Origin of the sequence: Solemya pervernicosa gill symbiont (assembly GCF_002020875.1) — a bacterium.
GTDB lineage: Bacteria > Pseudomonadota > Gammaproteobacteria.
Genome location: NZ_MPRL01000042.1, coordinates 1 through 26,732, shown reverse-complemented (window position 1 = coordinate 26,732; position 26,732 = coordinate 1). Strand labels below are relative to the sequence as shown.

General features: G+C 53.7%; 26 protein-coding genes and 1 pseudogene. 14 read left to right on the top strand and 13 right to left on the bottom strand.

Annotation, left to right across the window (positions count from 1 at the left end):
- Positions 1-89: 89 nt before the first annotated feature.
- Positions 90-341 (bottom strand): ATP-grasp fold amidoligase family protein, encoded by a 252-nt coding sequence (locus tag BOW52_RS10365; RefSeq protein WP_078484010.1) that lies wholly within the window; start codon positions 339-341, stop codon positions 90-92.
- Between the two features lie 314 nt (positions 342-655).
- On the opposite strand from BOW52_RS10365, the gene BOW52_RS10360 reads away from it, so the two are divergent.
- The 4 genes from BOW52_RS10360 (at position 656) to BOW52_RS17050 (ending at position 3,111) form a co-directional block, all read left to right on the top strand.
- Positions 656-1,780: a GGDEF domain-containing protein gene (locus BOW52_RS10360; RefSeq protein WP_172840301.1), complete on the top strand. Its 1,125-nt coding sequence runs from the start codon at positions 656-658 to the stop codon at positions 1,778-1,780.
- Between the two features lie 82 nt (positions 1,781-1,862).
- The gene (locus BOW52_RS10355; RefSeq protein WP_078484013.1) at positions 1,863-2,066 is read left to right on the top strand and encodes a rubredoxin; all 204 of its coding nucleotides are present in this window, start codon (positions 1,863-1,865) and stop codon (positions 2,064-2,066) included.
- Positions 2,067-2,072: 6 nt separating this feature from the next.
- On the top strand, positions 2,073-2,996 hold the full coding sequence (locus BOW52_RS10350) for an HD-GYP domain-containing protein (RefSeq protein WP_078484008.1): 924 nt from the start codon (positions 2,073-2,075) through the stop codon (positions 2,994-2,996).
- Positions 2,965-3,111 carry a hypothetical protein gene (locus BOW52_RS17050; protein WP_172840300.1) on the top strand — a complete coding sequence of 49 codons (147 nt, stop codon included), beginning with the start codon at positions 2,965-2,967 and terminating at the stop codon, positions 3,109-3,111. The genes BOW52_RS10350 and BOW52_RS17050 overlap by 32 nt, the downstream gene beginning before the upstream one ends.
- A gap of 4 nt (positions 3,112-3,115) precedes the next feature.
- Here BOW52_RS17050 and BOW52_RS10345 read toward each other — a convergent pair whose 3' ends face one another.
- The 3 genes from BOW52_RS10345 to BOW52_RS10335 form a co-directional block, all read right to left on the bottom strand.
- A complete protein-coding gene (locus BOW52_RS10345; protein WP_078484007.1) occupies positions 3,116-6,241 on the bottom strand; it encodes an efflux RND transporter permease subunit in 3,126 nt (1,041 codons plus the stop codon).
- Positions 6,238-7,578: an efflux RND transporter periplasmic adaptor subunit gene (locus BOW52_RS10340; RefSeq protein WP_078484006.1), complete on the bottom strand. Its 1,341-nt coding sequence runs from the start codon at positions 7,576-7,578 to the stop codon at positions 6,238-6,240. Before BOW52_RS10340 ends, BOW52_RS10345 begins: the two co-directional genes overlap by 4 nt.
- A 114-nt stretch (positions 7,579-7,692) precedes the next feature.
- Positions 7,693-8,244 carry a CDP-alcohol phosphatidyltransferase family protein gene (locus BOW52_RS10335; RefSeq protein ID WP_078484005.1) on the bottom strand — a complete coding sequence of 184 codons (552 nt, stop codon included), beginning with the start codon at positions 8,242-8,244 and terminating at the stop codon, positions 7,693-7,695.
- A gap of 128 nt (positions 8,245-8,372) precedes the next feature.
- Between BOW52_RS10335 and BOW52_RS10330 the strand changes: the two genes are divergently transcribed.
- A complete protein-coding gene (locus BOW52_RS10330; RefSeq protein ID WP_135622267.1) occupies positions 8,373-8,741 on the top strand; it encodes an antitermination protein NusG in 369 nt (122 codons plus the stop codon).
- On the opposite strand, the gene BOW52_RS10325 is transcribed toward BOW52_RS10330, so the two are convergent.
- On the bottom strand, positions 8,699-9,664 hold the full coding sequence (locus BOW52_RS10325; RefSeq protein WP_172840299.1) for an FAD:protein FMN transferase: 966 nt from the start codon (positions 9,662-9,664) through the stop codon (positions 8,699-8,701). The two genes, BOW52_RS10330 and BOW52_RS10325, sit on opposite strands and share 43 nt — an antisense overlap.
- A 216-nt stretch (positions 9,665-9,880) precedes the next feature.
- Between BOW52_RS10325 and BOW52_RS10320 the strand changes: the two genes are divergently transcribed.
- Positions 9,881-11,101, top strand: a complete 1,221-nt coding sequence (locus BOW52_RS10320; RefSeq protein ID WP_078484002.1) for a cation:proton antiporter — start codon at positions 9,881-9,883, stop codon at positions 11,099-11,101.
- Positions 11,102-11,122: 21 nt separating this feature from the next.
- Here the strand turns inward: BOW52_RS10320 and BOW52_RS10315 are convergent, their stop codons facing one another.
- From BOW52_RS10315 to BOW52_RS10305, 3 genes are read right to left on the bottom strand one after another with little or no spacing between them, the layout of a single operon-like run.
- On the bottom strand, positions 11,123-12,022 hold the full coding sequence (locus BOW52_RS10315; RefSeq protein ID WP_078484001.1) for a hypothetical protein: 900 nt from the start codon (positions 12,020-12,022) through the stop codon (positions 11,123-11,125).
- A complete protein-coding gene (locus BOW52_RS10310) occupies positions 12,019-12,747 on the bottom strand; it encodes a sulfotransferase family 2 domain-containing protein (protein WP_078484000.1) in 729 nt (242 codons plus the stop codon). The genes BOW52_RS10315 and BOW52_RS10310 overlap by 4 nt, the downstream gene beginning before the upstream one ends.
- A 43-nt stretch (positions 12,748-12,790) precedes the next feature.
- Positions 12,791-13,417 (bottom strand): RluA family pseudouridine synthase, encoded by a 627-nt coding sequence (locus BOW52_RS10305; protein ID WP_078483999.1) that lies wholly within the window; start codon positions 13,415-13,417, stop codon positions 12,791-12,793.
- Between the two features lie 174 nt (positions 13,418-13,591).
- Here BOW52_RS10305 and BOW52_RS17045 point away from each other — a divergent pair, with 174 nt between their 5' ends.
- Positions 13,592-13,765 (top strand): hypothetical protein, encoded by a 174-nt coding sequence (locus tag BOW52_RS17045; protein ID WP_172840298.1) that lies wholly within the window; start codon positions 13,592-13,594, stop codon positions 13,763-13,765.
- Here the strand turns inward: BOW52_RS17045 and BOW52_RS10300 are convergent.
- Both BOW52_RS10300 and BOW52_RS10295 read right to left on the bottom strand, forming a co-directional pair.
- Entirely contained in the window at positions 13,749-14,468 is a 720-nt protein-coding gene (locus tag BOW52_RS10300) for a glutamine amidotransferase (protein WP_078483998.1), read from the bottom strand. The genes BOW52_RS17045 and BOW52_RS10300 overlap by 17 nt on opposite strands.
- 6 nt (positions 14,469-14,474) lie before the next feature.
- Positions 14,475-15,017, bottom strand: a complete 543-nt coding sequence (locus BOW52_RS10295) for a DUF924 family protein (RefSeq protein WP_078483997.1) — start codon at positions 15,015-15,017, stop codon at positions 14,475-14,477.
- A gap of 206 nt (positions 15,018-15,223) precedes the next feature.
- Between BOW52_RS10295 and BOW52_RS10290 the strand changes: the two genes are divergently transcribed.
- The 3 genes from BOW52_RS10290 (at position 15,224) to BOW52_RS10280 (ending at position 19,916) form a co-directional block, all read left to right on the top strand.
- Complete coding sequence (locus BOW52_RS10290; RefSeq protein ID WP_078483996.1) at positions 15,224-16,174, top strand: glycosyltransferase family 2 protein; 951 nt, start codon at positions 15,224-15,226, stop codon at positions 16,172-16,174.
- Between the two features lie 454 nt (positions 16,175-16,628).
- Positions 16,629-18,713: an elongation factor G gene (fusA, locus tag BOW52_RS10285; protein ID WP_078483995.1), complete on the top strand. Its 2,085-nt coding sequence runs from the start codon at positions 16,629-16,631 to the stop codon at positions 18,711-18,713.
- A 201-nt stretch (positions 18,714-18,914) separates the two neighbouring features.
- Positions 18,915-19,916, top strand: a complete 1,002-nt coding sequence (locus tag BOW52_RS10280) for a nucleoid-associated protein (protein ID WP_078483994.1) — start codon at positions 18,915-18,917, stop codon at positions 19,914-19,916.
- 12 nt (positions 19,917-19,928) lie between these two features.
- On the opposite strand, the gene BOW52_RS10275 is transcribed toward BOW52_RS10280, so the two are convergent.
- On the bottom strand, positions 19,929-21,356 hold the full coding sequence (locus tag BOW52_RS10275; protein ID WP_078483993.1) for a diguanylate cyclase domain-containing protein: 1,428 nt from the start codon (positions 21,354-21,356) through the stop codon (positions 19,929-19,931).
- 578 nt (positions 21,357-21,934) lie between these two features.
- Between BOW52_RS10275 and tpx the strand changes: the two genes are divergently transcribed.
- The 3 genes from tpx (at position 21,935) to BOW52_RS10260 (ending at position 25,491) form a co-directional block, all read left to right on the top strand.
- The gene (gene tpx / locus BOW52_RS10270) at positions 21,935-22,435 is read left to right on the top strand and encodes a thiol peroxidase (protein WP_078484012.1); all 501 of its coding nucleotides are present in this window, start codon (positions 21,935-21,937) and stop codon (positions 22,433-22,435) included.
- 298 nt (positions 22,436-22,733) lie between these two features.
- On the top strand, positions 22,734-23,552 hold the full coding sequence (locus BOW52_RS10265; protein ID WP_078483992.1) for an ion transporter: 819 nt from the start codon (positions 22,734-22,736) through the stop codon (positions 23,550-23,552).
- A 79-nt stretch (positions 23,553-23,631) separates the two neighbouring features.
- Positions 23,632-25,491, top strand: coding sequence for a putative bifunctional diguanylate cyclase/phosphodiesterase (locus BOW52_RS10260; protein ID WP_236725703.1), 1,860 nt, complete (start codon positions 23,632-23,634; stop codon positions 25,489-25,491).
- A gap of 15 nt (positions 25,492-25,506) precedes the next feature.
- On the opposite strand, the gene BOW52_RS10255 is transcribed toward BOW52_RS10260, so the two are convergent.
- The gene (locus BOW52_RS10255; RefSeq protein WP_135622265.1) at positions 25,507-25,860 is read right to left on the bottom strand and encodes a hypothetical protein; all 354 of its coding nucleotides are present in this window, start codon (positions 25,858-25,860) and stop codon (positions 25,507-25,509) included.
- Positions 25,861-25,984: 124 nt separating this feature from the next.
- Here BOW52_RS10255 and BOW52_RS10250 point away from each other — a divergent pair, with 124 nt between their 5' ends.
- Positions 25,985-26,248, top strand: coding sequence for a hypothetical protein (locus BOW52_RS10250; RefSeq protein WP_078483990.1), 264 nt, complete (start codon positions 25,985-25,987; stop codon positions 26,246-26,248).
- Here BOW52_RS10250 and BOW52_RS10245 read toward each other — a convergent pair.
- A pseudogene (locus BOW52_RS10245) lies at positions 26,223-26,732 on the bottom strand (hypothetical protein); the annotation flags it as partial. The gene BOW52_RS10250 and the pseudogene BOW52_RS10245 sit on opposite strands and share 26 nt — an antisense overlap.

The window sequence follows — 26,732 nt, the reverse complement described above, 5'->3', positions numbered from 1 at the left end:
TTCGTCGTTCGCTCGCGCTCTCAACTACGAATATGCAGACGGCGTCGACTATCGCGGACTAACCGCCTTCGCTTCGCTATCCATGGCGGTCAGCGGTGGGTGGTCTTGATCATGAAGCTGTCGGGCAGCGCATCAAGGTCAATTTCATTGACATGATCGTAGATACCGATGAGTGGGATTAGATAGTCACTACCGATCTGCTCGCGGACATAGTCACGAACTGCAAATTTATCGGTGAAGATTGAGAGTGGTTCGAGATCGACGTGCCGTTTTAACCACAGCACCTTTTCTGAAAGAGACCTGGGATTTTCAAGGTTGAGTGGGTGGCCGTGACAGCTCATAAACCGTTCAGCCAGATGCTGGTCGGGGTACAGGGCCTTCGTGATCCTGCGCCGGATGCCGCCTAAAAACACGTCTTATCCCCTCTGTACCGTCATTGGTTAAATTATAACGATGAGCGATTACTAAAAACCCTTAATTAGGTGCCGGTTGCCGATGGTCAGACTGGTTTGATACTCGCTGTCCAGCTTTTACAGCGGTAAATACGTATTTTAGTAGGAAAATCAGTTGTTTTGTGACGGTGTTCTAGGTATTTGTTTTTTCATTGGATAGAATCGGTCAGATAATAACTATTTATCGTGGAGTCCACGGGATTGTGGCCAAAGATCATCTAGCGGAGAACCAGCAGCTCAGAGGCCAGCTCAAGGCCTTTGTCGAGGAGGCGCGCAACAATGAGGAGAAGATGCGCCGCTTCAACGATCAGGAGCTGTGGCTGATCAGTACGACCTCACTGGCTGAACTGGTACATCTGATTCTCTACCAGACGCGCAAGGCGTTTGGCCTTGATGTGATCACACTGACACTGGTTGATCCCGAATATGAGTTCACCCGCATTCTTGAAGGCTCTGGCGTGCAGGTCGATCAGGTGCCTGAGCTGATCATTGAACCCGATCCGCTCAATCTCGACTACCTCTACAACGGCAGTTATGTACCCAAGCTGGGGCGTTACCGTAGCTCACACCATTCGATGCTGTTCCCAAAAGGCGCAGTTCAGCCGGAGTGTATTGCGATGTTGCCTCTGGTACGTCAGCGCAAATTGATTGGCAGTCTCAACCTCGGCAGTTTCGATAGCAGCCGCTACGGTCGCGGTACCGGCACTGAATTTCTCAATCGTCTTGCGGTAGTGGTTGCCATCTGTCTGGAGAACACCCTCAATCAGGAACGTCTCAAGCTGGTTGGACTCACCGATCCGCTGACTCGGGTCAATAACCGTCGCTTCTTCGACCAGCGTTTAGGTGAGGAGGTCTCCGCCTCGACCCGCTATGAACAGCCACTGGTCTGCATGTTCCTTGACGTTGACCACTTCAAGCAGGTCAACGATACGCTGGGTCACCAGGCCGGTGATCTGGTGCTCTGTCAGCTCGCGGAACTGATGGGCGCTCAGCTGCGTCGGAACGATATTCTCTGCCGCTATGGTGGTGAGGAGTTTGTCTCACTACTGCCCAATACTTCGCTACATGACGCCTGTGAGATTGCTGAGCGAACCCGTCGACTGGTCGCTGAGCGCGCTTTTAAGATCGATAACGGTGAGACGACTCAGGTGACGATATCGATCGGAGTGGCAGCACTTTCGAATAGTGGTGTGACGGCCATTGAGTCGGTTGGTCATCAGCTAGTTAACTCGGCGGACGAAGCGGTCTATCGTGCCAAATCATCAGGTCGTAATCGGGTTGTTGTTGCCGATACCCTCGATAGCGAACAGCTCGAACAACTGGCATAAACCGTCTATTTTCCTCGCACATTCGTGCGATGCTTTACATCTCCCGGCTAGCCCCTTACAAAGGGATTGTATGGCTAATCAGATGCATCTGTGTCTGACGCCTCAACCGATCTACGGGGAAGCGTTAATGCGTTACATGTGTGATGTCTGTGGTCTGATCTACGATGAAGAGAAGGGGCTGCCCGATGAGGGCATTGCGCCGGGAACCCGTCTTGAGGATATTCCCGATGATTGGGTCTGCCCCGATTGTGGCGCAACCAAAGAGTCGTTTGTTCCCGACGTTTAAAACGCGATGCAGAAACGAATCACAACGAACGAGTTGAAGGTGGGGATGTTTGTCATCCTGGCCGACTCGTGGCTGTCACACGGCTTCATGCGAAGTCGTTTCAAGCTGACCTCGATCGATCAACTCAAGCAGCTGCGCGAGCAAGGCATTGAGGAGGTGTTGGTCGATTTCAGTAAGAGTGATCGTGAAGTGCAGCCTACTGAGGATGAGTCGGCCACAGAAGAGTTCGAACACAACATAAATCATCCACAAGCAGTGAGCGATCCCAAGGAGGGTGACGCGCCTGCAGCGTGGTCATCGGAGCAGGTGGTGCCAGAGGCGTTTGTCTCGGCGATAGCTGATAACAGCATGGCGCCAGAGCAGAAGTCGGTTGTGATCTATGAACACTCGCTGGAGATGATGGATAAGCTGCTGGAGAGTCCGACGGCAGAGAATATCAAGGCAAGCAAAGGGGCAATACACTCGCTCACCGATATGATCCTCTCCGATGATGCAACAGCTCAGAGTCTGCTGCGCATTACCTCTCACGACTTCTACACCTATACCCACTCGGTCAACGTCGGGGTGACCGGAATATTGCTCTGCAAGGAGCTATTCAAAAACTCCGATGCCCATGATCTGCAGGAGTTGGGCGCAGGCTTTTTTCTGCACGACCTGGGCAAGATCATGGTCAGACCCGAGGTGCTAAACAAGCCGGCCCGCCTGGATGATGCGGAGATGCGGCATATCCGCATCCACCCCTATCAGGGATACAAGATTCTCCAACAGGCGGACGCACTCACCGAAGAGGTGCGTACGATTGTCATGCAGCACCACGAGTTCGTTGATGGTAGCGGTTATCCAAAACGACTACGTGATGAAGAGATCCACGTCTATGGGCGCATCTGTGGCATTGCCGATGTCTACGATGCGCTGCCCGCTGACCGCTGAGCGCTCCTATAAAAAGGCGATGAAACCCTTCGAGGCGTTAACCCTGATGAAGGAGAAGATGGCGCATCACTTTGATAGTGATATCTTTGCCACTCTGGTAAACCTGTTGAAGTAACATCTTAGCGATTTGCTTCGCTGTCCGATTTCCCCTCCAGTGGTTCAACCTCTCGTGTCCAGTTCAGGTCGTGCAGGATGCCGTAGAGCGACGGCACCAGAAACAGCACCATCAGCGTGGTGGCAACCAGACCAAAGGCGATACTGGCCACAAGCGGGATAAGTATCTGCGCCTGCATGCTGGTCTCGGTCAAAATCGGCAGTAGTCCGGCGATGGTGGTAGCGGAGGTGAGCAGCACGGCGCGGAAACGGGCACGGCTCGCCTGGGCGGCCGCTTCCAGCGGCGCCATTCCCTGGCGAATATTCTCCTTAATGAAGGTGACCAGCAGTATCGAATCGTTAACGGCGATACCGGAGAGTGAGACCAGGCCGATGATGCTTGGCATCGACAGGGTTAGTCCCATCAGCAGGTGTCCCCAGAAGGAGCCGATCACCGCCATCGGAATAATCGCCATCACCAGCAGCGGTTCTCTATAACTCTTGAACTGGAAACTGAGGATGACAAAGATGCCGAGGATACCGACCACCACGGCACGTAGTACCGAGTCGCCGGTCTTGGCGTTCTCCTTCGACTCACCCTGGAAGACCACCTCAACCTGCGGAAACTGCTGGCTGAGCTGTGGCAGGAACACCTTCTTGGTGTGGCTGAGGATTTCGGTGGAGTTGTTGAGACGGGTATCGAGATTGGCCTGCACGGTGACGCTGCGTTGACCGTCAACATGTTGAATACGCGCATAACCGCGATCCTGTTCAATAGTCACGACGCTCTCTAGTGGCACCGCGATCCCTGTTGCACTAATGATCGTAAAGCGTGACAGATCGGAGATCTGATTACGGTCCTGCTCAGAGAGGCTGATATCAACCTCATACGATTCGATACCGACCTGAATCTCTGTTGCCGTGATGCCGAAGTAGGCCGCACGTAACTGAGTGGCGATGGTGTTGGCATCGAGTCCGAGGTTGAGCGCACCCGGTTTGAGCCGCAGCCGTAGTTCCGGTTTGCCAGGACGCATATCATCACTGACATCGCTCAGGCCGCGATAGGCGGCGAGCCACGTCTGCAATTCGAGCGATGCCCCTTTGAGCTGATCGAGATCGTTACCCTGCAGACGAATCTCGATCGGTTTGCCAGCGGGTCCCCGGGTCGGCTCCTTGAAACTGACATTGATTACCTCGGGAGGCAGCTGACTCAGTTCACGCCAACGGTTGAGCAGTTTGGGGATCGAACCGTTACGGGTCTCGGTGCTCAGCAGGTCGAGACTGACCGTGGCCAGATGTGGACCGCTCTCATTGGCATCGCTGTTCAGGCCGTAGCGAACGATCGAGTTCTCAACGATATCGACCTGTTGCGGCTGCTGCTCTCTGAAACTGTCGTTGAGGGCAAGTGCGGCACGCTCTATCTCGTTAACAACCGCCTCGGTTTTATCCAGTGGTGTGCCCTGCGGTAGTAAGATGCGCGCTTCGATTTGATCCCCTTCGATCGAAGGGAAACCCTGAAATTTGAGTATACCGCTACTGGTCAGACCGATGGTGATGAGAAACAGTGCTACCACCAGTCCGAGGGTGAAATAGCGCCAGGCGATGGCCCGATCAACCAGCGCACCCACCCAATCTTCACGTACGTGGGCCAGCCACCGTTCAAAGCGGCGACGCATTGGGCTCTCCGATGGGTCGTGGTGCGAAAGGGAGTGGTTGAGGTGGCTGGGCAGGATCAGGAATGCCTCAATTAGCGAAACCGCCAGGGTGATGATCAGCACCATCGGGATCACCTTGAGTACCGCCCCCATCTGTCCGCTGAGAAAGGCAAGTGGACCGAACACGGAGATGCTGGTGAGGAAGGAGGAGAAGACGCCTGGTGCCACCTGCTTGGTGCCATCAATCGCAGCCTGCAGAGGGGATTTTCCCCGCGCACGATGGGCGGCGATATTTTCAGCCAGCACAATCGCATCGTCCATCAGGAGGCCGAGTGCTACCAGCAGTGCCACCATCGAGATCATGTTGATCGAGAGGCCAAATGCCTGCATGAAGAAGAAGGCGGCGAGGAAGGAGACGGGTAGCCCCATCGCCACCCAGAAGGAGAAGCGGGCGCCAAAGAAGAGCCACAGCGTTGCGGCGACGAGCACCAGACCCTGAATGCCATTGCTGACCAGCAGTGAGAGACGCTCGCGCACCACAGAGGACATATCCTGGGTGAGATGAAATTCAACCGTAGCCGGTTTGGTTGCGCGCTCCTTCTCCAGTGCGCGTTCAACGGCATCGTAGACCGTCAAGGTGTCCTGGCTGCGGCTCTTGGTAATGCTGAGCAGGCAGGCGCGATTGCCGTTAAAAGCGATCTGATTGTTGTCGTCGGCAAAGGTATCAGTAATGGTGGCGATATCGCCAAGACGCAGTTCAGCCCCGCTATTTCCGGCGATCACTCGCAGTTCAGCGTACTCCTCGGGTGTACGGCGTTGCTCGGAGAAACGCAGCAGTAGCTCCTGCTCGTCACCCATCAGGGTGCCGATGGGCGTGTCGATGTTCTGGTTGCGAATCGTATTGGCAATCGAGGCAGCAGAGAGTCCGTACTGGCGCAGCGTTGCAGTCGGTATCTCGATACTGATCTGGTGATCGGAGAAGCCGTTGATCTCTATCTGAGGGATTCCACCGTGGCTCAACAGGCGCTGTTTGACCCCTTCGCAGTACGCCTTCAGGTGGTTCGGCTGCATGGGACCCGTAATGGCGATCGAGACCACCTGGTCGGTACGGTTCAGCTCTGAAACGGTCGGTGTCTCGACCAGTTCTGGGAAGGAGTCGATCTCATCGACGGCGCTCTTCAGGTCATCTAGGAAGCTCTTAGCATCTTCACCCTCGCGCATATCGGCCACGGCGATGGCAATCCCTTCACGCGCCTCGCAACGCAACTCATCAATATTGTTCATACCATCGAAGGCATCCTCGAGTTTGCGGCAGATGCCCTCCTCAATCTCCTCAGCGCTGGCGCCGGGATAGGCGGTGGTGATCTGTACCGAGCGGGCGGTGAACTCGGGGAAGGTTTCACGTTTCATCTCTGGCAGCGCAATGATGCCCATCACCAGCAGGATCAACATCATCAGGTTGGCTGCCGTGGGGTGGTTGGCAAAGTAACGGATCATGGCTGCTGCAACGCCCCCGTGTCGACGGCCTGTCGCGGCGTGGATTGCATTGGTTGAAGCAACATGCCGTCGATGGCAGGGATCAGGTCGGAGATGATCAGTTGCTCTCCGGGAGCGATGCCACTGTTAATGGTTGCCGAGCCGGGCTGGGTGAGTCCGGTCTCAACCAGACGCCGCTCAAGTCGCTGCTCACTATTGACGATGTAGACCTGATTTCCGTGCAGTGCATGGCCGGGAATCGCCAGCTGTGCGGTGCGAGGAGGACCACGAAACTCTACTTCAACATAGAGCCCCTTAAGCAGTGGGGGTCGCAGTGGCGGTAGTGCGTTCTCATAGGGCTTGTCGACAGCCACCACGGCGCCAACGGTTCTGGTTTGAGGATCGATGCCAGCGCTGGTGCGGACAAAACGGGCCGGCCACTCCACACCACTATCGACAATACGGACGGTGGCCTGCAGGTTGAAGAGATGCGGCCCAGGGGTGACGCCCTGGCTGATCAGTTCGCTGATGTTGATGCGAGGAAGAAGCTGCGCAAACTGTGCGATGGGCAGTTGCACTTCAATCTCCGCCTGCCCCATATCATCCAGCTCGGCAAGGACCTCACCCTGGCGAACATATTGATCGTGCTCAATATTGACGCTGGCCAGGCGCGCATTGAACGGTGCGACGATACGGGTGCGCTGCAGGTTGAGCTGTGCCTGTGCAAGTGCGGCTTGCTGCTGCGCCAGCGACGCTTGCTTGGTGGTGCGGTCAGCGGGAATAAGTTCGAGGCTGTTGGTTAGGTTTTGAACGCTCTGTAGCTGGTTGAGGTGGCTACGCTCCTGAGTATCGAGCGAGCTGGCTGAGATGGTGCCCTGTTTGGCAAGTTTACGCTTGCGTTGCAGCTCCTTTTTGCTCGAGCTAAGAGCGCGCTGTTCGATCGCCAGTGAGTTTCGGTAGTTCTTCTCCTGCGCATCGAGTTGTTTCAGCTGTGCCTCGGCAGAGAGTATGTTCGCTTCGGCCTGACTGAGGGCGAGCTGATAGTCTGCTTCATCGATCTGCAGTAGTAGATCATCTGCTTGAATCCGTTTGCCGGCCTTTACCCGATCGGGTAACTCCACAACCCGTCCTGAGACCTGGCTCACAGCCGACCAGACCCGTGCTGGGCGCACAGTGCCGTAACCGACAGCACGGGGTGTGACATCGCGGGGTTGTACGGTGATGATTCGGACCGGGGTGGCTCGTTCACTCTCACTGGTGCGAGGCGCTTCGCTGCGCCCCTTGGTAAGTAGAAAGAGTACCAGCAGACCAAAGAGGATGGCGGGAATGATCAGTAGCTTGCGATGCTTCTCTTGCATGGTGCAGCTTCCTTGGTTGATTCAGCGACAAGATGGCTATCGATGATGTGTGATCGATTATAGACAGGTTCGTGTAGCGGTTTGGTAACAAAACGTAACGGACAGGGGTAGGGCTTATTGAGCTCGGATAAGGTGCCAGAGTGAGCGAATATCGCTGCGTGGTTGTTTGAGTCGCAGGGTAATGGCGATCTCTTCAAGGGCGGTGAAGATAACCACTATTACACCCACCCTGAACAGTATTGGGGTGATGTCGAAGAAGAGCAGTAACACGCCGAAGCCCAGAATGAGTGCTGCGAGCTTGTCGGCCCAGGTGTGATAGCTGGTGAGGCTTCTAAATTTCATTAGTGCCGCCAGATGGGGTAGTAAGAAGCAGGCGAGCAGTGCGATGAGGTAGAAGAGCTCTTCGATAACCAGTTCTGGCCAGAGCAGCCAGGTGCAGATCGGTAGCGTGAGGTAGATAAGCAGATCCCCCCAGCTATCGAGGCGGGTGCCGAGTTCTGTGACCTGATTGAGTCGGCGTGCAATGTAGCCATCGAGGATGTCGGTGAACCAGGCAAATATCAGCAGGGTGAGGAAGGTGTTGGCCTTTTCGGTAGCGGCCAGCCAGAGCAGCAGAGGGACGGCTGCAATTCTGATCATGCTGAGCATGTTTGGAATGGTCATCATCTCAATCGTGTGACACCACTTGTTGTTATAAAGCCCTACTCAAAGAGAGTATATACCGCTTTTGTCGCTGGCCCCGGTTGGGGATGTTCATCTATAGTGGCGGTTGGATCTTCAATAAAGCTGCTTCGATGCTAATAAAAATTCTCTTTACGGTTTTGGTTGTAATAGTGGTGCTGCTCTTTGTTAAGAGTCGCTCGTCGGGACGTGTTGCACCCAGAGCTGAGCCGGTGACGGTCGAGAAGGCACCGCCATCGGATCTGCGTATTGCGGCCTATATCTTTATCGGCCTGATGATGAGTGTGACCGTCGGTATCCTGCTGCTTGAGTGGTACAACGGTAGTCGTGAGGTGGTGATCCGGGTAATCGATACCCGTAGTGGCGACTATGTCGACTATCAGGCGCGACGGGACGATGTGGCCCGCGGCAGCTTTACCACGGTCGATGGGCGTAAGGTCTATATTGCCGATGTCGAGCGGATTGAGCTGATCGATGAGTGAACGGTGCCGTTCGGTCCGTCGATCAACTGATAGTGGGCCTGTTGGCTGTCGAGGAATGTAACCGCACCGCTACCGTTGAGTACCGCCAGTGTTGCAAGTCTACCGGCCTCCATACAGCTCTCTGCAACGACCGTGACCGAGTGAGGCGCATGCTCAACCGGCCAGCCGCTGTGTGGATCGAGGATATGACAGTGGTGCCGGCCCGAATTCATTAGATGGCGGGGGGCGAGTCCGCTTGATGCGATACCACCACGGCGGATCTCCACCATGCCTAGTTCATCACCATCCTGGTGAGCATCGATGGCAACGCGCCAGCTACTACCCTCTTTTCTCGCGCCGGTGGCAAAGATGTCACTGCCGAAGTCGATCAAAACTGGGGGGATGTGCTCCTGACTGAGCAGCTGTGCGACGCGATCCACGGCGTACTCCTTGCCGATACCGCCAAAATCGATCTCCATGCCGGCGGGCAGAGTGAGGGTGCGGCCGTCCCACTCGACGCGGTGCCAGCCGATCTTCTCTTTGAGTCGATCGATCTGATACTGTTCGGGTGGCTCAGCCTCGGCATCAAACTGCCACGCCTGGCGCAGCACGCCGATGGTGATGTCAAAACGCCCCTCGCTCAGTTCATAACTCTGCACGGCACTGTTAATGAGGGATGCGGTTTCGCTGTCGACCTCAACGGCTTCTCCATTGGCGCTGTTGATTTTGTGCACGATATTGTCATTGCGATAACGACTGAACTTGCGGTCGACACGACGCGCCTCGTTGACCGCCATCTGCACGATCTGTTTTGCCCCTTCCTGATCGCCGCCATCGATCAGCATTTCACAGGGGGAGTACATCGAGTGAAAACGACCACGCCAGAGCTGGTCATCTTCATCCCAGGTTACGGTGACACTGTTTTTTGAGGGTTGTGCTTGCAAAGTCGATCTTCCCAATAGCTTATGGCCTGTGAACATTGGGCAGTATGCTATCGCAGTATGGTGAGAATCTAAATATCTCACCAAAACAGTCTGGTTATTACCAGGTTGCCCAGGTGAGGCGCGATTCTACCGGGTTGTGTGATTCCCCCATATTGACACAAATAATGTCCAAATTGATTCCAATCTGTCAGATTTAATTGGGTTATTCTTGCTGGTATGGAGAGTCATATTCTACTGATGCAGATTGCTGCGATCCTCGTCTCAGCGCGGGTGTTTGCAGAGATTGCAGCGCGATTCAATACCCCACGGGTTATTGGCGAGCTATGCGCGGGTGTCGTGCTCGGGCCGAGTCTGCTCGGTTGGATAGAGCCGGGTGAGCCGATCAAGCTGTTGGCTGAGATTGGCATTATCCTGCTTCTGTTTGAGATCGGTCTGGAGACCGATCTGGGCAAAATGGTGAAATCGGGTAACCGGGCGATGATTCTTGCTCTGGCCGGTTTTATTGCCCCCTTCCTGCTCGGCTTTGGCATCTGCTACTACACCTTCGATCTACCAATGCTGGTCTCACTCTTCATTGGTGGCACGCTAACGGCGACCAGTATCGGTGTGACAGTCAGGATACTGGCTGATCTAGGACGAAACTCGAGTCGTGAAGGTCAGATCGTGCTTGGAGCTGCAGTCGTAGATGATGTGATGGGCGTGGTGCTGCTGGCGCTGCTCTACGAGTTCTCGGTGACCGATACTATCAGCATGGCCAATGCTGGAAAGATTGCGCTCTTTGTCGGGGTCTTTTTTGTCCTGGCGCCAATCGTGGCGAAACTGCTCTCCTATGCAATCCACCATTTTCACAACCTGAGTGAGGCACCGGGCATGATCCCGGTGGGGCTGATTTCGCTGGTACTTACCTTTGCGGCAATCGCACATATGGTGGGCGCACCGGAGCTACTGGGCGGTTTTGCTGCAGGTATCGCACTCTCCCGACGTTTCTTCCTGCCGTTCGGTATCTCGCTACGAGTTGATCCTGATTTTGGTCATCATATGCACCAGCAGATGAAACCGATTATTCATATCTTTAGCCCGATCTTCTTTGTCATGGTCGGATTATCACTCGATCTCTCCGCCGTCGATTGGGGCTCACCCTTTATCTGGTTCTTCTCTATTACGGTCACGGCGGTGGCGATCGTCGGTAAGCTCATCGGTGGATTGATGGTGCCGGAGGATCGCTACACGCGTATTGCGATTGGCATGGCGATGGTGCCACGTGGCGAGGTGGGACTGATTTTTGCCGAGCTAGGGCGCGTCTCCGGGGTGTTCGATAATGAGGTCTACGCGGGAATGGTGATTGTCATAGCCTACACAACCCTGCTCTCACCCTTCTGGATCAAACTCTACTATCGGATCTATGGCGATCGGCTCGCTAGAATTGATAGTGGGTGAAGGGTGTCTCTGGTGATGGTTCTATCTCAACGTAGAGGGATAACGTGTGTCGACCCACTGCTGAAGCTCGGGGTATCGGTCATATTGATGAACGATGGCGATTGGCGTGTCGCTGTCTAGATTGGTGAGTTCGTTGCGGGAATTAAATCTATAACTGCTCGGTTTGGCAATATCGAAGTGCGCCATTGTCTCACCACCCGGAGCTTCGAGACTAACCTTGGTAGCGAGTCCGCTATGCAGCAGTCGATTATGTATAGCCTGATCGCCACCCCTCTCACCACTGCCCAACATCCTGTCGAATACTTCGAGTGACATTGCGCGTAGATACTCGAGAATACTATTTGTGTCGCCGAGGGTGGCACCTGAGTTGATGTTCGGCCTGTTCTCTATCTGCTGAATGGTCTTTGCATCATAAAAACGGGAGAGTCTTTTGTAGATCCAATTACAGCTCTTCAGTGGCAATCCCTCGTCGCCACAGAGTATTCCTATATCGCCGTTTGGAAATGGATCGCGTTGGAACAGAATGTCTCTTGAATCGGCTAGCAAGACATGACTCGGTGCTGTCGCCTCAATAATATTTTGTGCCAGGAAATAGCGCGCAAATTTTGCGTGCGTGACACGGGCGAGCCTCTCTCTGCCATGGGTCGTAGTGAGCGCTGCTCGATTAATGCCGGGGAGTTTAGTGGTGATAGGTATCCCGGTTAAACGCTCGAGTTTGTTGAGCAGATGATCACGCTGATTGCTGAGCCAGAGTCGAGTGTTGGGGTTGAATCCTTTGAGTGTGTGCTCAAATGCGGTGGCCTCTGGAGTGACAATAAGGTGCACTTCGGTATCTGGCATAGCGTCGTACGCTGAACGCAGGAAAACCTCGAGTTTGTCGGGTACATAGCTGGCAGCTGCAGAGATGACCGATTTTTTCATGATGTTTTCGCTGTTGTCTGTTGTTTGTCATCAAGGTTCTTTGAATAACCGAGGATCTCGAAGTCTTTTTTCCAAAGGTTATAGACCTCGTTGGCAGATTCCTCTGTGAAATAACTTCTGTAGTCGAGGTGAGAGGATGAGTTGATCAGAGGTAGTGTGACCTCGACGCCAATATTATTGGTGATGTAATCGAAATCTTCTTGTAGAGATTCGTATCGACCAATGAAATCGACGAGCTGATTGTTCTCAGGATCCACGATGTATCGTCCCTGAAAAGATGTGTTGTTTTGTGGTGATCTGTAAAAGTGGGTTGTAAGAAAGTCGTGAAGAAATCTAACGTCATCAGCGGTGAAGAGTGTTTTTGAAGTCAGAGTGTGTCTTCTGCGTCCCATCTTTTTTTTAAATCCACGCCGAAACTTTTTTGCGCGCAGCAGGGTATTAAGTATCGGGTTGTTAGTGTCGGGTCTGTATTTGGTTCTGAAGTTGTGAAACCACTGCGAAACAAACCAGTCGTAGGGGTTTCTTACAAACACAAATTTAAAGGCACTCTCCCACTGCTCAATTGGAATTAGATGCTTTGCTTCTGATGGTGTGAAGTGCTTTTTTAATAACGGCTTTCCCTCTCTTGGCTTATCTCCACACTTCTTGAGTGCGAATTCGATGCTCGTGGTTCCTGTTTTTCCGTTACAGAAAAAGATGAAGTTCTTCTCTCTGGAGATGATCATTGTGGCGTTCTATCGATTATGTGTTGTTGTGACGCCAACCCTACTAGAAGGGGGGGGAGTCGAATGACAGCAGTGAGCGGTTGCAAGGGTGGCGAAAACTTAGTGATGTGGCGTGCAGCATTAAACGGTTAGCCATCTGCAATGCCTCTTCGTGGGCGTAGAGCTGATCACCGAGGATGGGGTTATCGATGGAAAGCAGGTGCACCCTGAGCTGATGCGAACGACCCGTCACGGGTGTGAGTTCGATGCGGCTTCGATCGTTATCTCTTGAAAGCACTCGCCAGTGAGTGAGTGCTGCTTTTCCCTGTTTATGGTCGACCATTTGACGCGGTCGATTGGGCCAATCACAGCGTAGTGGCAGGTCGATCGAGCCATGATCCTCGGGGGGGCTTCCATAGACGATACTGATGTACTGCTTCTCAACCTCCCGGTCCTGAAACTGCCGGCTGAGCTCTCGATGTGCCTCTCTGTTTCTGGCCAGAACCATCAGGCCAGAGGTCTCCCAGTCGAGTCGATGCACAATCAGCGCCTCTGGGTAGTCGATGGCAAGACGCGAAACGACGCAGTCCTGTTTGTCTTCTCCGCGACCGGGTACCGAGAGCAGCATCGTTGGTTTTTCAATAACGATGATGTCGGTATCGACGTGAATGATTGTTGGTGTGAGCTGCATCTTCTCTAGCTGCGGTTACAGTGTGCGCTGTGTGGATATTATGGGGTGGTTATCGGACTGCACATATTACCTCACAAAGGCTTAAGGCTGAGGTGGGCGTTATTCCAGGGGCCAATCACCTAACGCTCTGAGTGTATTAACGGCCTCGGATGCTGTCGCAACGGCACGCCGCAGGTGCTGGAAAAGGGAGTTGTTGAGAATGGTTGTCCGAAACAGGGCGATGGTGATGGTCTGCCAGACTATCGTGAAAGTTGCCCAGGTATTAAACGTGGTGTGAAAGCGGGTTCACAGGGGGCGGGGTGGGCTGAACGTTATTACGCACGGTCGCTATTCAACGCTTTTGAATGATCTCGGCAAAGCGTCCGAGCAGATGGAAACTCTCGGGTGTGGGCGCGGTGCTATTCTGCAGCGCCGTAACTTGTTCTCCTTGTGCAGAGAGCTCCTGATGATTAAAAGCAATAAAGTGGCTGACGATTTCTTGGTCAAATTCGGGGTGAAACTGAATGCCCCAGCAGCGACTTCTGTAAGAGAACGCCTGTACCGATGCCATCTGGCTACTGGCCAACAGGGTTGCACCCTCTGGTAGGGTGATAACCGACTGTAGATGGCTCAACTGGGCAAGAAAAGAGGGTGGCATAACGCTGAAAAGCTCGTCACGGGTTGCAGCGCTCTTCAGCTCAATAGGAACGGTGCCAACCTCAACACCCGTTGGGTTGTCAGCCACGAGGCCTCCCAATGCGTAGGCGAGTAGTTGGTGGCCGAAACAGATGCCGAGTATCGGTGTGTCGAGTTCTACGGCGCTGCGTAACCACGTCGCACTCTCTTCGATCCATTTAGACCTATCGGTGACCATCGCACCTGAGCCGGTAATGACAATGGCTTCAAACTGCTCTGGTGGTGGTAGCTCATCATCCTGGTAGACGCTGACCACACGGTAGCTGTCGGGTGACCAGCCAAGCCCTGTGGCGATCCAGTCCTCGTAGTCACCCGGGGTGGCATTGAGTGAAGTGAGCTTCTCGCCACATTTGATGATCAGGCGTGTACTACTCATTACTGCTTAGCCATGAAACGCCTCATCGGAAGCGAGCCATTCAAGCTCTTCAGCGGTGCTGGTTCGTCCAAGAATCTCATTGCGGTGGGGAAAGCGCCCAAAGCGCCGCACGATCTCTCGATGGTGTTGGGCAAATCTGGCGTTATCCTGGAGTCCCGCGGCCTCGAAGAGTGCGACTGAACGATTCTGGTCCTCTATCAATTCGCTGTGCATGAATGGCATGTAAAGGAACGCCTTCTGCTCGTCGTTTAGCGCTTGGTCAAGATTCTGTTCAATGGCGTGGCGTGCAACCTTACGAGATTGTGCATCGGTGGAGAAAGCGAGTGGTTTGCCACGGAAGATGTTGAGCGGGAATTGATCGAGGATGATCACAAGTGCCAATGCTCCTAATTCGCTATCGCGCCATGACTCAAGCTGCTCGTCGGCAGCAGCCAGCCAGGTGTCGAGAAAACGTGCTTTCAGTTTGTTGTCGAACGCCTCGGTAGAGTTGAACCAGAGTGGCTGAACTTCTGTTGAAAACCAGAAATTAATAATGGTATTGGCGTCCATTGAGACTCTCTATTATCAACGTCAATTCATTGTAGAACTCATGCTACATGAGTAGCTCTCTTAATTGGTACTATATGAAGGTCTGGTGCCTGAGCGGCGTTTTCTGCACCGGGCGTCGGGTTGAATAACCGCGCGGACCATCTGGAATTATTGACTGTTGTCTCTATGCACACCCCCCGAGACTCATTAGAAAAGGAATTGGATCGATGAAGTTGGTCATTACAGTTTGTACGCGTGAGCGGGAGACGCTGCTGGCCAACTGCATGGCATCAATACTAGAGCTGGTTATTCCAGATGGAGTCTCACTGGCGGTAGTTGTCGTCGAAAATGATATAGAACCTCGCAATAGTGATGCTATTGAACGCTTGGGTGCTGAGTCGGAAATTGAGTTTCACTACGTACATGAATCGCGCATAGGAATCCCTATTGCCAGAAACCGGGCATGCGATGAGGCAATAAAAATCTCAGCTGACTGGATCGCCTTCATCGACGATGATGAGCAGTTAACCCCTACATGGCTGGTGAAAATGGTGGCGGCGATGGGCACTCACCCGGCAGATGTCTATACCGGACCGGTTGAGCCTCAGATTGACGTCGAAATGTCTGAGTGGATGGCTCCTCGTACGCGTAAGCATCGACCAACCGGTCTCTCTCTTGAGACGGCTGCTACCAACAACACGCTGTTAAGTGCCGAGATCCTGCAGCGATTTGGCGAAAAGCTCAGGTTCGATGAGGTAATGCGATATACGGGTGGGAGCGATACCCGGTTTTTCTACCAATTGACCGACATGGGTGGAACGATCTGTTGGGTGGATGACGCCGTTGTCGAGGAGCGGTTCGGCAAAGAGCGGGTTACCTACCGCTGGCATCTACAGCGCTCACTTCGTTGCGGAGCGCACGATGTCTACATCCACACCATGCGCCGAGGACGTCTGGCAACGATAAAAAAATATCTCTTTAAGGTACTTCGTCGCTTACCGAGAGGCATCGTAATGATTCTGATGGCGCCCCTGCTGCGGCTTAAATACAGCCGAGAGGAGGTGGGCCGTTGGGTTCTTAACGCCTTAAAGCTGATAGCCTCATCAACGGGAACGTTACTCGCATTTTTTGGCGTCAATCCTGCGCCGTATAAGCGGGTAAAAGATGGTGATCGATAATATCGGTGCGAGAATTTAGTTTTTCAGCGGATATTTATAGCTTTTTCGGTATGAGTGGTGCGCTTTAAGACGAATCTAACGCTAATAACCATAAATAAAATAGCGGTATATCTCGCCTATCGCTCTTTTTTTGCGCCGATTAGCCCCCTTTCGGGCCCTAACTATATATTTTTCAACATTCCCCACCGTTTTTTGGTTAGAATACCGGACTTTTCGAGGCTAGGCTGAAGTGGGTCGAATTTGATTCGACTATTTCGGGCACTGGCTTTGGGCTGGTACAGGATGTTTTCTCGTTAACGAGAGTGATTGCCGATGGGGCGTGACCGCATTGGCTATCTGTCGTTCTGAGGGAACGCGGTACCAATGGGGCTTATCTACAGGGTCGCGCAGTCTACTGCGTCATGCTGAAGGGTTGTCGCCAGATACTTTATTTAATATTGACCAGGGTAAAACTATGACGGACCTAACTCTCTACCGAAATATCGGCATTTTTGCGCACGTGGATGCGGGTAAGACCACCACCACCGAGCGTATCCTCAAGCTGACCGGCAAGATTCACAAAACCGGTGAGGTGCACGATGGCGAGGCGACCACCGACTTCATGGAGCAGGAGGCTGAGCGCGGTATTACCATCCAGTCTGCGGCAACCTCCTGTGAGTGGAGCGATCACCGCTTCAACATCATCGACACCCCCGGACACGTTGACTTCACCATCGAGGTTTACCGTTCACTCAAGGTTCTTGACGGCGGTGTTGGTGTCTTCTGTGGTTCTGGCGGTGTAGAGCCCCAGTCTGAGACCAACTGGCGCTACGCCAATGAGTCTGGAGTTTCCCGTGTCATCTTCGTTAACAAGCTTGACCGTCTCGGTGCCGATTTCTACCGTGTCGTCGATCAGGTTGAGAACGTACTCGGCGCCAATCCACTGGTAATGGTTCTGCCGATCGGTACCGAAGATGACTTCACCGGTGTGGTCGATCTGATGAGCATGAAGGCCTACGTCTGGGACGATTCAGGCCAGCCTGAGAACTACGAGGTGACTGACATCCCTGCCGATCTGGTAGACAAGGCGGCCGAGTTCCGCGAGAAGATGATCGAGACCGCCGTTGATCAGGACGACGATCTTATGGAGAAATACCTCGAGGGTGAGGAGCCTTCCGAGGCAGATCTGAAGCGTTGCATCCGCAAGGGCACCATCGCACTCGACTTCTTCCCCACCTACTGTGGTTCAGCGTTCAAGAACAAGGGTATCCAGCTGGTCCTCGACGCGGTTGTTGATTACCTGCCAAGCCCCACTGAGGTTAAGCCTCAGCCCGAGACCGATGATGAGGGTAACGAGACTGGAAACTTCGCCATCGTTGATGCTGATGCTCCACTCCGTGCGCTGGCGTTCAAAATTATGGATGACCGCTTTGGTGCCCTGACCTTTACTCGTATCTACTCCGGTAAGCTCCAGAAGGGCGACACCGTACTCAACACCTTTACCGGCAAGAACGAGCGTATCGGTCGAATCGTTGAGATGCACGCCGATGAGCGTATCGAGCTTGACGGTGCACAGGCGGGTGACATCGTTGCCCTGATCGGCCTGAAGAACACTCAGACCGGCCACACCCTGTGTGATCCTAAGAACCCAGCAACGCTTGAGCCTATGGTCTTCCCTGATCCGGTCATCTCGATCGCTGTTGCGCCGAAGGACAAGGGCGGTTCTGAGAAGATGGGTATCGCGATCGGCAAGATGGTTCAGGAAGATCCCTCTTTCCGCGTTGAGACCGACGAGGAGTCGGGTGAGACCATCCTTAAGGGTATGGGCGAGCTGCACCTCGATATCAAGGTCGACATCCTCAAACGTACCCACGGTATCGATCTTGAAGTCGGTAAACCTCAGGTTGCCTACCGCGAGACCATTACCCAGACGGTTGAAGATAGCTACACCCACAAGAAGCAGACCGGTGGTTCGGGTCAGTTCGCGAAGATCGACTACACCATCGAGCCGGGTGAGCAGAACAGCGGTTATGTCTTCGAGTCGAAGGTCACCGGTGGTAACGTTCCTCGCGAGTTCTGGCCTGCAGTTGAGAAGGGCTTCCGCGGCATGATGGGCGAAGGTGTTCTGGCTGGCTTCCCTGTGCTGGACGTCAAGGTAACCCTCACCGATGGTGGTTTCCACGCCGTTGACTCCTCGGCCGTAGCCTACGAGATCGCAGCCAAGGGCGCTTTCCGTCAGTCGATTCCTAAGGCAGGCGCACAGCTGCTCGAGCCGATCATGAAGGTCGACGTCTTCACCCCTGATGATCACGTTGGTGATGTTATCGGTGACCTTAACCGTCGTCGTGGCATGATCAAGTCTCAGGAAGCGGGCCCGACCGGTGTTCGCATCAAGGCTGACGCACCGCTCTCCGAGATGTTTGGTTACATCGGTGACCTGCGCACCATGACCTCGGGTCGTGGCCAGTTCTCGATGGAGTTTGCGCACTATGCGCCGTGCCCGAACAACATCACCGACGCGGTCATCAAGGAGGTTCAGGAGCGTAAGGCGGCTTCCTAAGTCGGTCGTTCCTGAAACCACTCCCGGCTGAGTCGGGCGGTGGTTACGAGATTAAGAGAAGCCCGAACCCTGGTTCGGGCTTTTTCTTTGTCTGCTCGAAAAATATCAGGCTTTTAAGGGTGATGTGTCATATCCATTAACGCTTCGAGCCGCTAAAATCGCAGCCAAATAACAATTGCTTGATCCACCATTGGGGAGTCCATGTCGATAACCAATCTAACCGTCCATCGCCTCACGGCAACAGAAGAGCAGGGTGCAAAGCTGTCGCTGCGTGATGCGGAGCTGGAGAGTGAAGGGCTGAGTGAGGCGCTGCTGCTGGAGCTGAAGCGCAGTTTTCTTTCAAGAACATTTCGTGAGCATGGCAGTTTTTCGACTGAGGGTGACGGTTCTCGACTCGAACAGGGGCTTAAACGTTATCTGCAGGGTGATGCATCGTTTGTGGCCGTTAGCCGTGAGCTGACAGAGCAGCTGGCCGCTGCTGTGAGCGAGGAGCGGATCGAGACCAATGTGCACCTCTTCTACTTTGTAGAGGAGTCACTCGGTAATCGTTATTTTTACCTGCTGATAGCCAATGAAAAAGAGTCGCTGACCGTGAATGAAGCGCTTGAGGTGGCAGCAAGCCGTGCCATCGATAGCGGGGCCTCGCTGTTTGGCGTCAAGGTCGATCTGGGCGAGTGGCAGGGGCGCAAGGATTACGCCTACATCTCACTGCTGATGCCGCGTGGCAGCCATGCGCTGGGAGGGTGTTTCTCATCATTGGTGGGGCTGGGTGAGCGACTCGATAAGGCTGCAGCGACTTCGAACTTTCTCGAAGGTGTCGAGGCCTACTCCAAGCAGCTCTCTGGTGAGCAGGTGAATAGCTATCGAGAGCAGGTGGTCGACTACTGCTCAGCACAGGATGAGCAGGATGCGCCGGTTGATATTGGTGAACTGTCGAATGCGATTCAGGGGATTGATCGAGATGGTTTTGTGCAGGCGCTACAGAACTACGCGCCAACAGAGGGGCCGGGGGTGATGATAGACCGACGCCGTTTGCGCAGTTACGTGAAGTTTGCCGGGCGTGAACGCGATCTGGCGATCAGCTTCTCTTCGAGCCAGCTCAGCGAGCGGATTCAGTATGATGCCGAGCACGACACCCTCAAAATTAAAGGTATTCCCAAGACACTACGCGAGCAGCTGTTGGCACACCTGAAAGGTAGTTAACACCTGGTCTGACTACTCCTGCATGGTGTTGTTTTCGAAGTCGACATTGATCAGGTTGGCGCTGCGCTTGTCAGAGTACATGCGTGAGTCGGCACGTTTGAGTAGCGCATCGATAGTCAGACCATCTTTGGGGTAGATCGCCTCGCCAATACCGGCGCTAAGTTTGAAGCGGTGTGCACCTGCGACAACGCCTGCATCAAGATCGCGGCGCACGCTGGCGACCACGCGCTGTAGCGACTCCAGATCGGCTGGGTTGGAGAGCACAACGACAAACTCATCGCCACCGATCCGGGCCACGATATCCTCATTACGTACCGTGCGACTCAGGATGCGTCCCATCTCGATCAATACCTTGTCACCTATCAAGTGACCATGTTTGTCATTGATCGGTTTGAAATTGTTCAGATCAATATAGAGTATGCCGAACTTAAGATGGTTGCGTTCAGCAGCGGCGACCAGCACCTCAAAATAGTCCTGTAACAGACGTCGATTGGGTAGCCCGGTCAGGTAGTCATGCGAGGCGCTTTCATGGGCGCGCCGACGCTCGATCAGTAGCAGCACAAGCAGAATGCCCACGGCAACGGCTACCAGCCAGCCGATAATGCGAGTGCGTAGTACAATCCAGCCGGGTACCTGCCAGCCATTGTTTGGACGTGCGGCCAATCTCCAGCTGCCGTTGGGTATGGTTACTTCCTGCTCTATAGCGTCTTCATCAAAGAGTGCAATGTCGCCGAAGATAATGTCGCCAAGATCACCCAGTCCATCCCTGCCGCGGAGGGCAATCTCGTAGTTACTATCTTCGAAAAGCACCTTTGCAGCTGAGAAGAGTGAAGGCACTTCGATGACGATGGAGGCGATGCCCCAGTAGTGTAATTTTCCATCGCTCGTGAGACCACCAACATTAGGGCGTAGATAGATGGGTGTGCGGGCGATGAAGGCGCGCCCTCCCTGCATCAGGTCGACAGGACTCGCTACGATAGTTGAGCCGAGTTGCATTGCACGTTCAACGGCGGGCCACTGTTTGGGATTCTCGCGATAACGAAGACCGAGTGCAGCCTCGTTACCAGCGAGTGGATAGATGTAGCTCAGTACATTGTCTCGGGCCAGGCCGATATTGCGGATGTGGCGTCCTATGATGGTGATCTCGGCGGCAAGCTGCTCAAATTCACTGTTATTGATCTCTGGATGCGTGGCGACGTAGGCGATTAGGCCGCGGGTAAGATGCAGTGTGGAGTTGATCTCTCCCTCAAGGCGCGCGCGTACGGTGGAGAGGTGCTGAGTCAGTTCACTGCGCTGGTGTTCTATCGCACGATCGGAGTCGAGAACGACCGCATACTCGGTAAAACCGACCACCAGCAGTGCCGAAATCAGCCCCCAGACGAAAGGCAGTAGCGGGTGGTGCTGGGGGAAATGTCGTGATTCACCAATAAACGTGCGCATAGCACTAAGTCACCATAGTTAATAACAGGTCTATCTCACGAACATAGCACAAGACTTTAGATGATAGTCACAAAATAGATCTATTTATATAGGTTGAAAGCCGTGTGTGATGAGAAGTGTAACGCCGTTGAATATGTCTATGCGTTGAGCTAAGCCCGTTACTTTTTGAATTGCTTCAGATGGTGCCAATGGGGTGTGTGCTCGTTCATTCTGGCTGAGAGTAAGGGGGCAATTCTGTCGACATGGTGGAGTAGGTTTATGAAATGGTCGCAGATAATGTCTCGGTGATTGGTGACGACGCGGGGGGATGGCAAGCGTGTCGTTTTAAAGGCTTTAGGCGTGTGTCAAAGCGGTGTGTAAGGGTTCACAGAACCATGGCCAAGATGCTGTTGTTCAGGTGGTTGCGAGAGAACTTGGCTGAATTGTCGTCGAAAGATTGCTCTGCAACGATTTGTGACATTTCCCTATGGAAATCGAGGGATTAACCGACTAGAATGCTGGGCGATTGTCTGCTGCAGATCAATGCCGCAAACGAGTCGAACACACATCTATCAAGAATCAACCGAGGAGTAGCCGAAATGGCCGATATCACCCTGAAAGGAAATGCTTGCCACACCAATGGAGACCTTCCTGCTGTAGGCAGCAGTGCCCCTGACTTTACCCTGACTGGTGCCGACCTGGCTGACGTTAACCTGGCTACCTTTGCAGGTAAGAAGAAGCTGCTCAACATCGTGCCAAGTCTCGATACTCCTACCTGCGCGACCTCGACTCAGAAGTTCAACACTTCTATGGCGAGCAAGAGCGACGCGGTTGCGCTGGTTATCTCTGCTGATCTGGTCTTTGCCCAGAAGCGTTTTTGTGGTGCTGAGGGGATCGACAATGTGATCTCTCTCTCAACCATGCGTAGCAAGGGCTTCGCTGAAGACTACGGCGTGCTGATCACCGATGGTCCTCTGGCGGGTCTCTGCGGTCGAGCCGTTGTCGTTCTGGATGAGGAGAACAAAGTGCTCTACACCCAGCTCGTGGGTGAGATCGCCGATGAGCCTGATTACGATGCAGCGATGGCTGCACTGGGCTGATCGATCGTCCAAGGGTCGTCAGATCCGTTAGATAAGGGCTCGGCATCATCCGCTGACCGCCATGGATAGCGAAGCGAAGGCGGTTAGTCCGCGCGGGGCGCCGTAGGCATAAACGGTCGCGTTAAGTATTTGCCGCTTGCTTGGGCTTGGATGCCCAAAACAAGCTTCCGCAAAAATAGCGACTCCCCGGTGCCGGGCCCTTATCGTTTACGGTGCAATAACACTCCCCTGTGTGTCGTTAAATGGACTGCAGAGTTGGCCTATAATCCGCACTCATCTTTTAACTTAGGGTTGTGTTGTGTCTTCAGAATCGCTGCGTTACAGAGCCGGTGTGTGGATTGAGTCGAAACCGGTACAGAATTTTATAATCGCGCTGATCGTGATCAACGCGGTCACTCTTGGTCTACAGACATCCTCCAGCTGGATGGCGCAGAGCGGTGGCCTGCTGTTACAGCTCGATAACCTGATCCTGGCGGTGTTTGTGGCAGAGATCGGCATCAAACTGTTCGCTTTCCGTCTCGGCTTTTTCAAAACCGGCTGGAACAACTTCGATTTCATCGTGGTTGGCATCGCGCTGGTACCCGCCAGCGGTCCACTAGCCGTGGTGCGTGCGCTGCGTATCCTGCGTGTGCTGCGCATGATCTCAATGGTGCCGCGACTGCGTTTTGTAGTGGAGGCACTGCTACACGCTATTCCCGGCATCTCATCGATTGGTCTGCTGATGCTGATTATCTTCTACGTCTTTGCGGTGATGGCGACTACCCTATTTGGTGGCGACTTCCCTGAGTGGTTCGGTTCGATCGGGGCCTCGATGTACACCCTGTTTCAGGTGATGACACTCGAGTCGTGGTCGATGGGCATTGTGCGTCCCGTTATGGAGCTCTTCCCCTATGCCTGGCTCTACTTCATCCCCTTTATCCTGATCGCCACCTTCACCATGCTTAACCTATTTATCGGCATCATTGTCGATACCATGCAGACCATGCATCAGGCCGATCATGATGAGGAGCGGGAGCATATCGAACAGGTGGTTCATGAGGACACTGGTGAGCTGGCCAATGAAATGCGCCAGCTACGCGCCGAGCTGGCAGGGATGCGGGCATCGCTTGGTAAATAAAGCCGACGTTGCGTGATGAGATAGCCAATTTGATGAGGTCGATTTCGAATCGACGATTTCTTTCCTATATAGTGGAACGATGAAAAGGATGGCGACGCCGCGTTTCTACAACTACCTGCATCGACAGATGCCGGTGATGATGGCGCTCTCGATCCTGCCGGGGCTGGGTTATATCTTTCTTGGCTGGATGCACGACGTGCTCTGGCCAGCGCTGTTCTGGTATCTGCTGATTCTGCTGCTTTCGGGCTGGGGTTACGGGATCTACCGGGAGTTTGATCTGCCGAACATGAGTGGTCCGAGTCTCGACCGCTGGTACCGCAAGATCAGCAGCTTCTTCTACCTCTTTTTCCTGCTTTGGTTAACGATCTTCCTGATCTATATCTGGATCGACGCGCACCAGCTTCACTACATCGCGATCTTTACTGAGATTGGTGCATCAGTGGTCGCCGCAGCGATTCTCTACCCGGATCGTCTTCTCTACCTGCCGACGCTGCTAATCCTGATGACACCATTGGTAATCTACTTTTCAATGTTGGGGGAGTGGTATGGCTATGTGCTCAGTGCCTTTTCAGCGACCCTGACCTGGGTGCTCTTCTACACCGCCAGCAGTTCGCAGGCTCTATTGCTCAAGAGCCACCATCAGGCATCTCATGATCAGCTTACAGGGCTCTATAACCACTACTTTCTGATCAACTACATGCAGCAGCAGATGAACTCGCTTAGAGAGGTGGGAGGGCACTCCTATCTACTGTTGATCGACCTCGACCATTTTAAGACGGTGAATGACTCGCTTGGCCACGATGTCGGTGACCAGTTATTGGAAGAGGTATCGGCACGGCTGAATGGACAGCTACCTCAGGGTGATGTCATTGCCCGGCTGGGTGGTGATGAGTTCATTATCATCGGTGAGGTGAGTCACGATGAGTTGCAGAGTCGCCAGCGTGCGATTGGTCTGGCAGAACGTCTGCTGGCAACGCTCAAGGAGACCTACGTCATCAATGAGCATCACATCTATATCAGTGCCAGCATCGGTATTAGCCTCACTACGTCGAAGGAGAACGACGCCAACCGCTTTATTCGCGAGGCCGATATCGCCATGTATGAGGCGAAGGCGGGTGGGCGTGATGGCGTGATTCTGTTTGATGAGGAGCTGTCGCACCGGGTTGAAAGCAATCTGGAGATCGAACGCCTGCTCCACTTTGCGCTGGAGAAATCTGAGTTCGACCTCCACTACCAGCCGCAGATTGATCGGGCACAAAAGATTATCGGAGCCGAATGTCTGGTGCGCTGGAACAACGAGAAACTCGGCTTTGTCTCTCCGGCGGAGTTCATTCCCATTGCTGAGCAGACCGGGCTGATCATTGAGCTGGGTAATTTTATTCTTGAACGCGCCTTCAAAACACTCAATGAGTGGCAGCAGCAGGGAATTGAGCTGAAGCAGTTCTCGATCAACATCAGCATGCGGCAATTTATACATCACAGCTTCATAGAAACAGTGCATCATCTGAGTGAGCAGTACCTCAATGATGAGCTGCGCAAAAAGCTGATCTTCGAGGTGACTGAATCGGTGGTGGCTGAGGATCTGGGCCGCATCGTTGGCATCATGCGCCAGCTACAGGCGCTCGATATCCGCTTCTCGATGGATGACTTTGGCACCGGTTACTCATCATTGAGTTATCTCAAACAGCTGCCGATCGACGAGATCAAGATCGACCGCTCCTTTGTCTGTGAGCTTGATACCGACAAGGGCGATCAGGCGATGATTGTCACCATTCTCAATATCGCCGAGATCTTCGGTCCTGACGTGGTGGCAGAGGGGGTTGAGACGGCGGCGCAGTTCGACTTTCTGCTCAAGCATAACTGCGAGATATTCCAGGGCTACTACTTTTCGCGACCACTGCCGAAGGGTGAATTCGAGCAGTTCTATCGGCAGCAGTAGCGAGAAGTGTGACGACTACAGGGTGTTGACCAGATCACCAAAACCCCACACCAGGGTGCCGATGATTAGCATATAGAGTCCATACTTCTCAATGCGCCAACGCTTCTCGTTGTCGCCATTAATCAGGTTGTGCTTCTCTTCGCTGGCCCAGTCGTGGCGAACCTGCATGCCGTGCTGGTGGTTGCGAGTGAGGGCGTGCATATGTTCGATAATCTGGTGTGAGGTGAGAATGATGCCGTTGACCACTACCAGTGAGCCCGAGCGAGAGAACCAGCTCCAGTCGCCGAGACGTATGCTGATGACAGCACCTATGAGCAGTGTGGCAAAAGCGGCGGTATAGGCCTTTAGGGTGAACCTTCTTGTTCTCATTGCCATTAACTAGTTCAAGGTTGCTGAACGATCAAGTCACTTGCAGACGAAATGGCGTCTGGATCACACCATTTACTCCCTTTGGGGAATAGTTGCCCCTCCAGCAGCGTGCTAGCTTCGCCCCATGAGTGAAGCGAAATTTAAAAGCGATCCAAATGGTCTGCACTTTGCTGCCGGTGCCCTGATCGGTGGTGTGACGGGACTACTGCTGACCAACTTCGGTTATGGCGAATGGAACAGTGCGGTGACGGGACTGATTGCCACCTGCGTGGTTGGAGCGATGAAGGCGTTTCGTGATGCCAGTCACTATCCACAGAGTACTGCGCTGAAAAACGGCGCTCTGATCGCCGCAGGCGGTCTGATTACCCCGTTAATGCTGCTGATCTAATCATCTGGCTCTTTCCTCGTCGCGCTGAGATCAGAATATTGCGCGGTGTGATCTCGCGGCTACAGAAACTTCCCAGTCTCACCTCATAGCCGTTCGCCTGTAGAAAGGTCACCGCATCCAGTACCAGCCATAGCTCTACGGCGCGGCGTACAGCGTGGCGCAGTAACGAGAGTCGCATCACCTCACCCTGGCGCTGCCAACCGGCACGCTCCGCCTCAAACCAATCGATCTCTTTGGGCAGCATGAGTGATTCGCGTTTGGCGAGTTTGCAGCAGAAGTTTTCAAAGCCGCTTCGCAGCCACGTCTTATCGATCGGTTTTAGAGGGTGGTAACTTCCGCTCTCATTGGGCAATACCAGCTTAAGAAAGGCGAGTTTCCACGCCATCTCACGCTGACCGCCATGGATAGCGAAGCGAAGGCGGTTAGTCCGCGATAGTCGACGCCGTCTGCCTATTCGTAGTTGAGAGCGCGAGCGAACGACGAA

Bases quoted from the DNA above. Each gene is read 5' to 3' on its own strand.
- BOW52_RS10365 (WP_078484010.1), bottom strand. From the start codon at position 341: ATGAGCTGTCACGGCCACCCACTCAACCTTGAAAATCCCAGGTCTCTT.
- BOW52_RS10355 (WP_078484013.1), top strand. From the start codon at position 1,863: ATGCATCTGTGTCTGACGCCTCAACCGATCTACGGGGAAGCGTTAATG.
- BOW52_RS10350 (WP_078484008.1), top strand. From the start codon at position 2,073: ATGCAGAAACGAATCACAACGAACGAGTTGAAGGTGGGGATGTTTGTC.
- BOW52_RS17050 (WP_172840300.1), top strand. From the start codon at position 2,965: ATGTCTACGATGCGCTGCCCGCTGACCGCTGAGCGCTCCTATAAAAAG.
- BOW52_RS10345 (WP_078484007.1), bottom strand. From the start codon at position 6,241: ATGATCCGTTACTTTGCCAACCACCCCACGGCAGCCAACCTGATGATG.
- BOW52_RS10340 (WP_078484006.1), bottom strand. From the start codon at position 7,578: ATGCAAGAGAAGCATCGCAAGCTACTGATCATTCCCGCCATCCTCTTT.
- BOW52_RS10335 (WP_078484005.1), bottom strand. From the start codon at position 8,244: ATGATGACCATTCCAAACATGCTCAGCATGATCAGAATTGCAGCCGTC.
- BOW52_RS10330 (WP_135622267.1), top strand. From the start codon at position 8,373: ATGCTAATAAAAATTCTCTTTACGGTTTTGGTTGTAATAGTGGTGCTG.
- BOW52_RS10320 (WP_078484002.1), top strand. From the start codon at position 9,881: ATGGAGAGTCATATTCTACTGATGCAGATTGCTGCGATCCTCGTCTCA.
- BOW52_RS10315 (WP_078484001.1), bottom strand. From the start codon at position 12,022: ATGAAAAAATCGGTCATCTCTGCAGCTGCCAGCTATGTACCCGACAAA.
- BOW52_RS10310 (WP_078484000.1), bottom strand. From the start codon at position 12,747: ATGATCATCTCCAGAGAGAAGAACTTCATCTTTTTCTGTAACGGAAAA.
- BOW52_RS10305 (WP_078483999.1), bottom strand. From the start codon at position 13,417: ATGCAGCTCACACCAACAATCATTCACGTCGATACCGACATCATCGTT.
- BOW52_RS10300 (WP_078483998.1), bottom strand. From the start codon at position 14,468: ATGAGTAGTACACGCCTGATCATCAAATGTGGCGAGAAGCTCACTTCA.
- BOW52_RS10295 (WP_078483997.1), bottom strand. From the start codon at position 15,017: ATGGACGCCAATACCATTATTAATTTCTGGTTTTCAACAGAAGTTCAG.
- BOW52_RS10290 (WP_078483996.1), top strand. From the start codon at position 15,224: ATGAAGTTGGTCATTACAGTTTGTACGCGTGAGCGGGAGACGCTGCTG.
- fusA (WP_078483995.1), top strand. From the start codon at position 16,629: ATGACGGACCTAACTCTCTACCGAAATATCGGCATTTTTGCGCACGTG.
- BOW52_RS10280 (WP_078483994.1), top strand. From the start codon at position 18,915: ATGTCGATAACCAATCTAACCGTCCATCGCCTCACGGCAACAGAAGAG.
- BOW52_RS10275 (WP_078483993.1), bottom strand. From the start codon at position 21,356: ATGCGCACGTTTATTGGTGAATCACGACATTTCCCCCAGCACCACCCG.
- tpx (WP_078484012.1), top strand. From the start codon at position 21,935: ATGGCCGATATCACCCTGAAAGGAAATGCTTGCCACACCAATGGAGAC.
- BOW52_RS10260 (WP_236725703.1), top strand. From the start codon at position 23,632: ATGAAAAGGATGGCGACGCCGCGTTTCTACAACTACCTGCATCGACAG.
- BOW52_RS10255 (WP_135622265.1), bottom strand. From the start codon at position 25,860: ATGAGAACAAGAAGGTTCACCCTAAAGGCCTATACCGCCGCTTTTGCC.
- BOW52_RS10250 (WP_078483990.1), top strand. From the start codon at position 25,985: ATGAGTGAAGCGAAATTTAAAAGCGATCCAAATGGTCTGCACTTTGCT.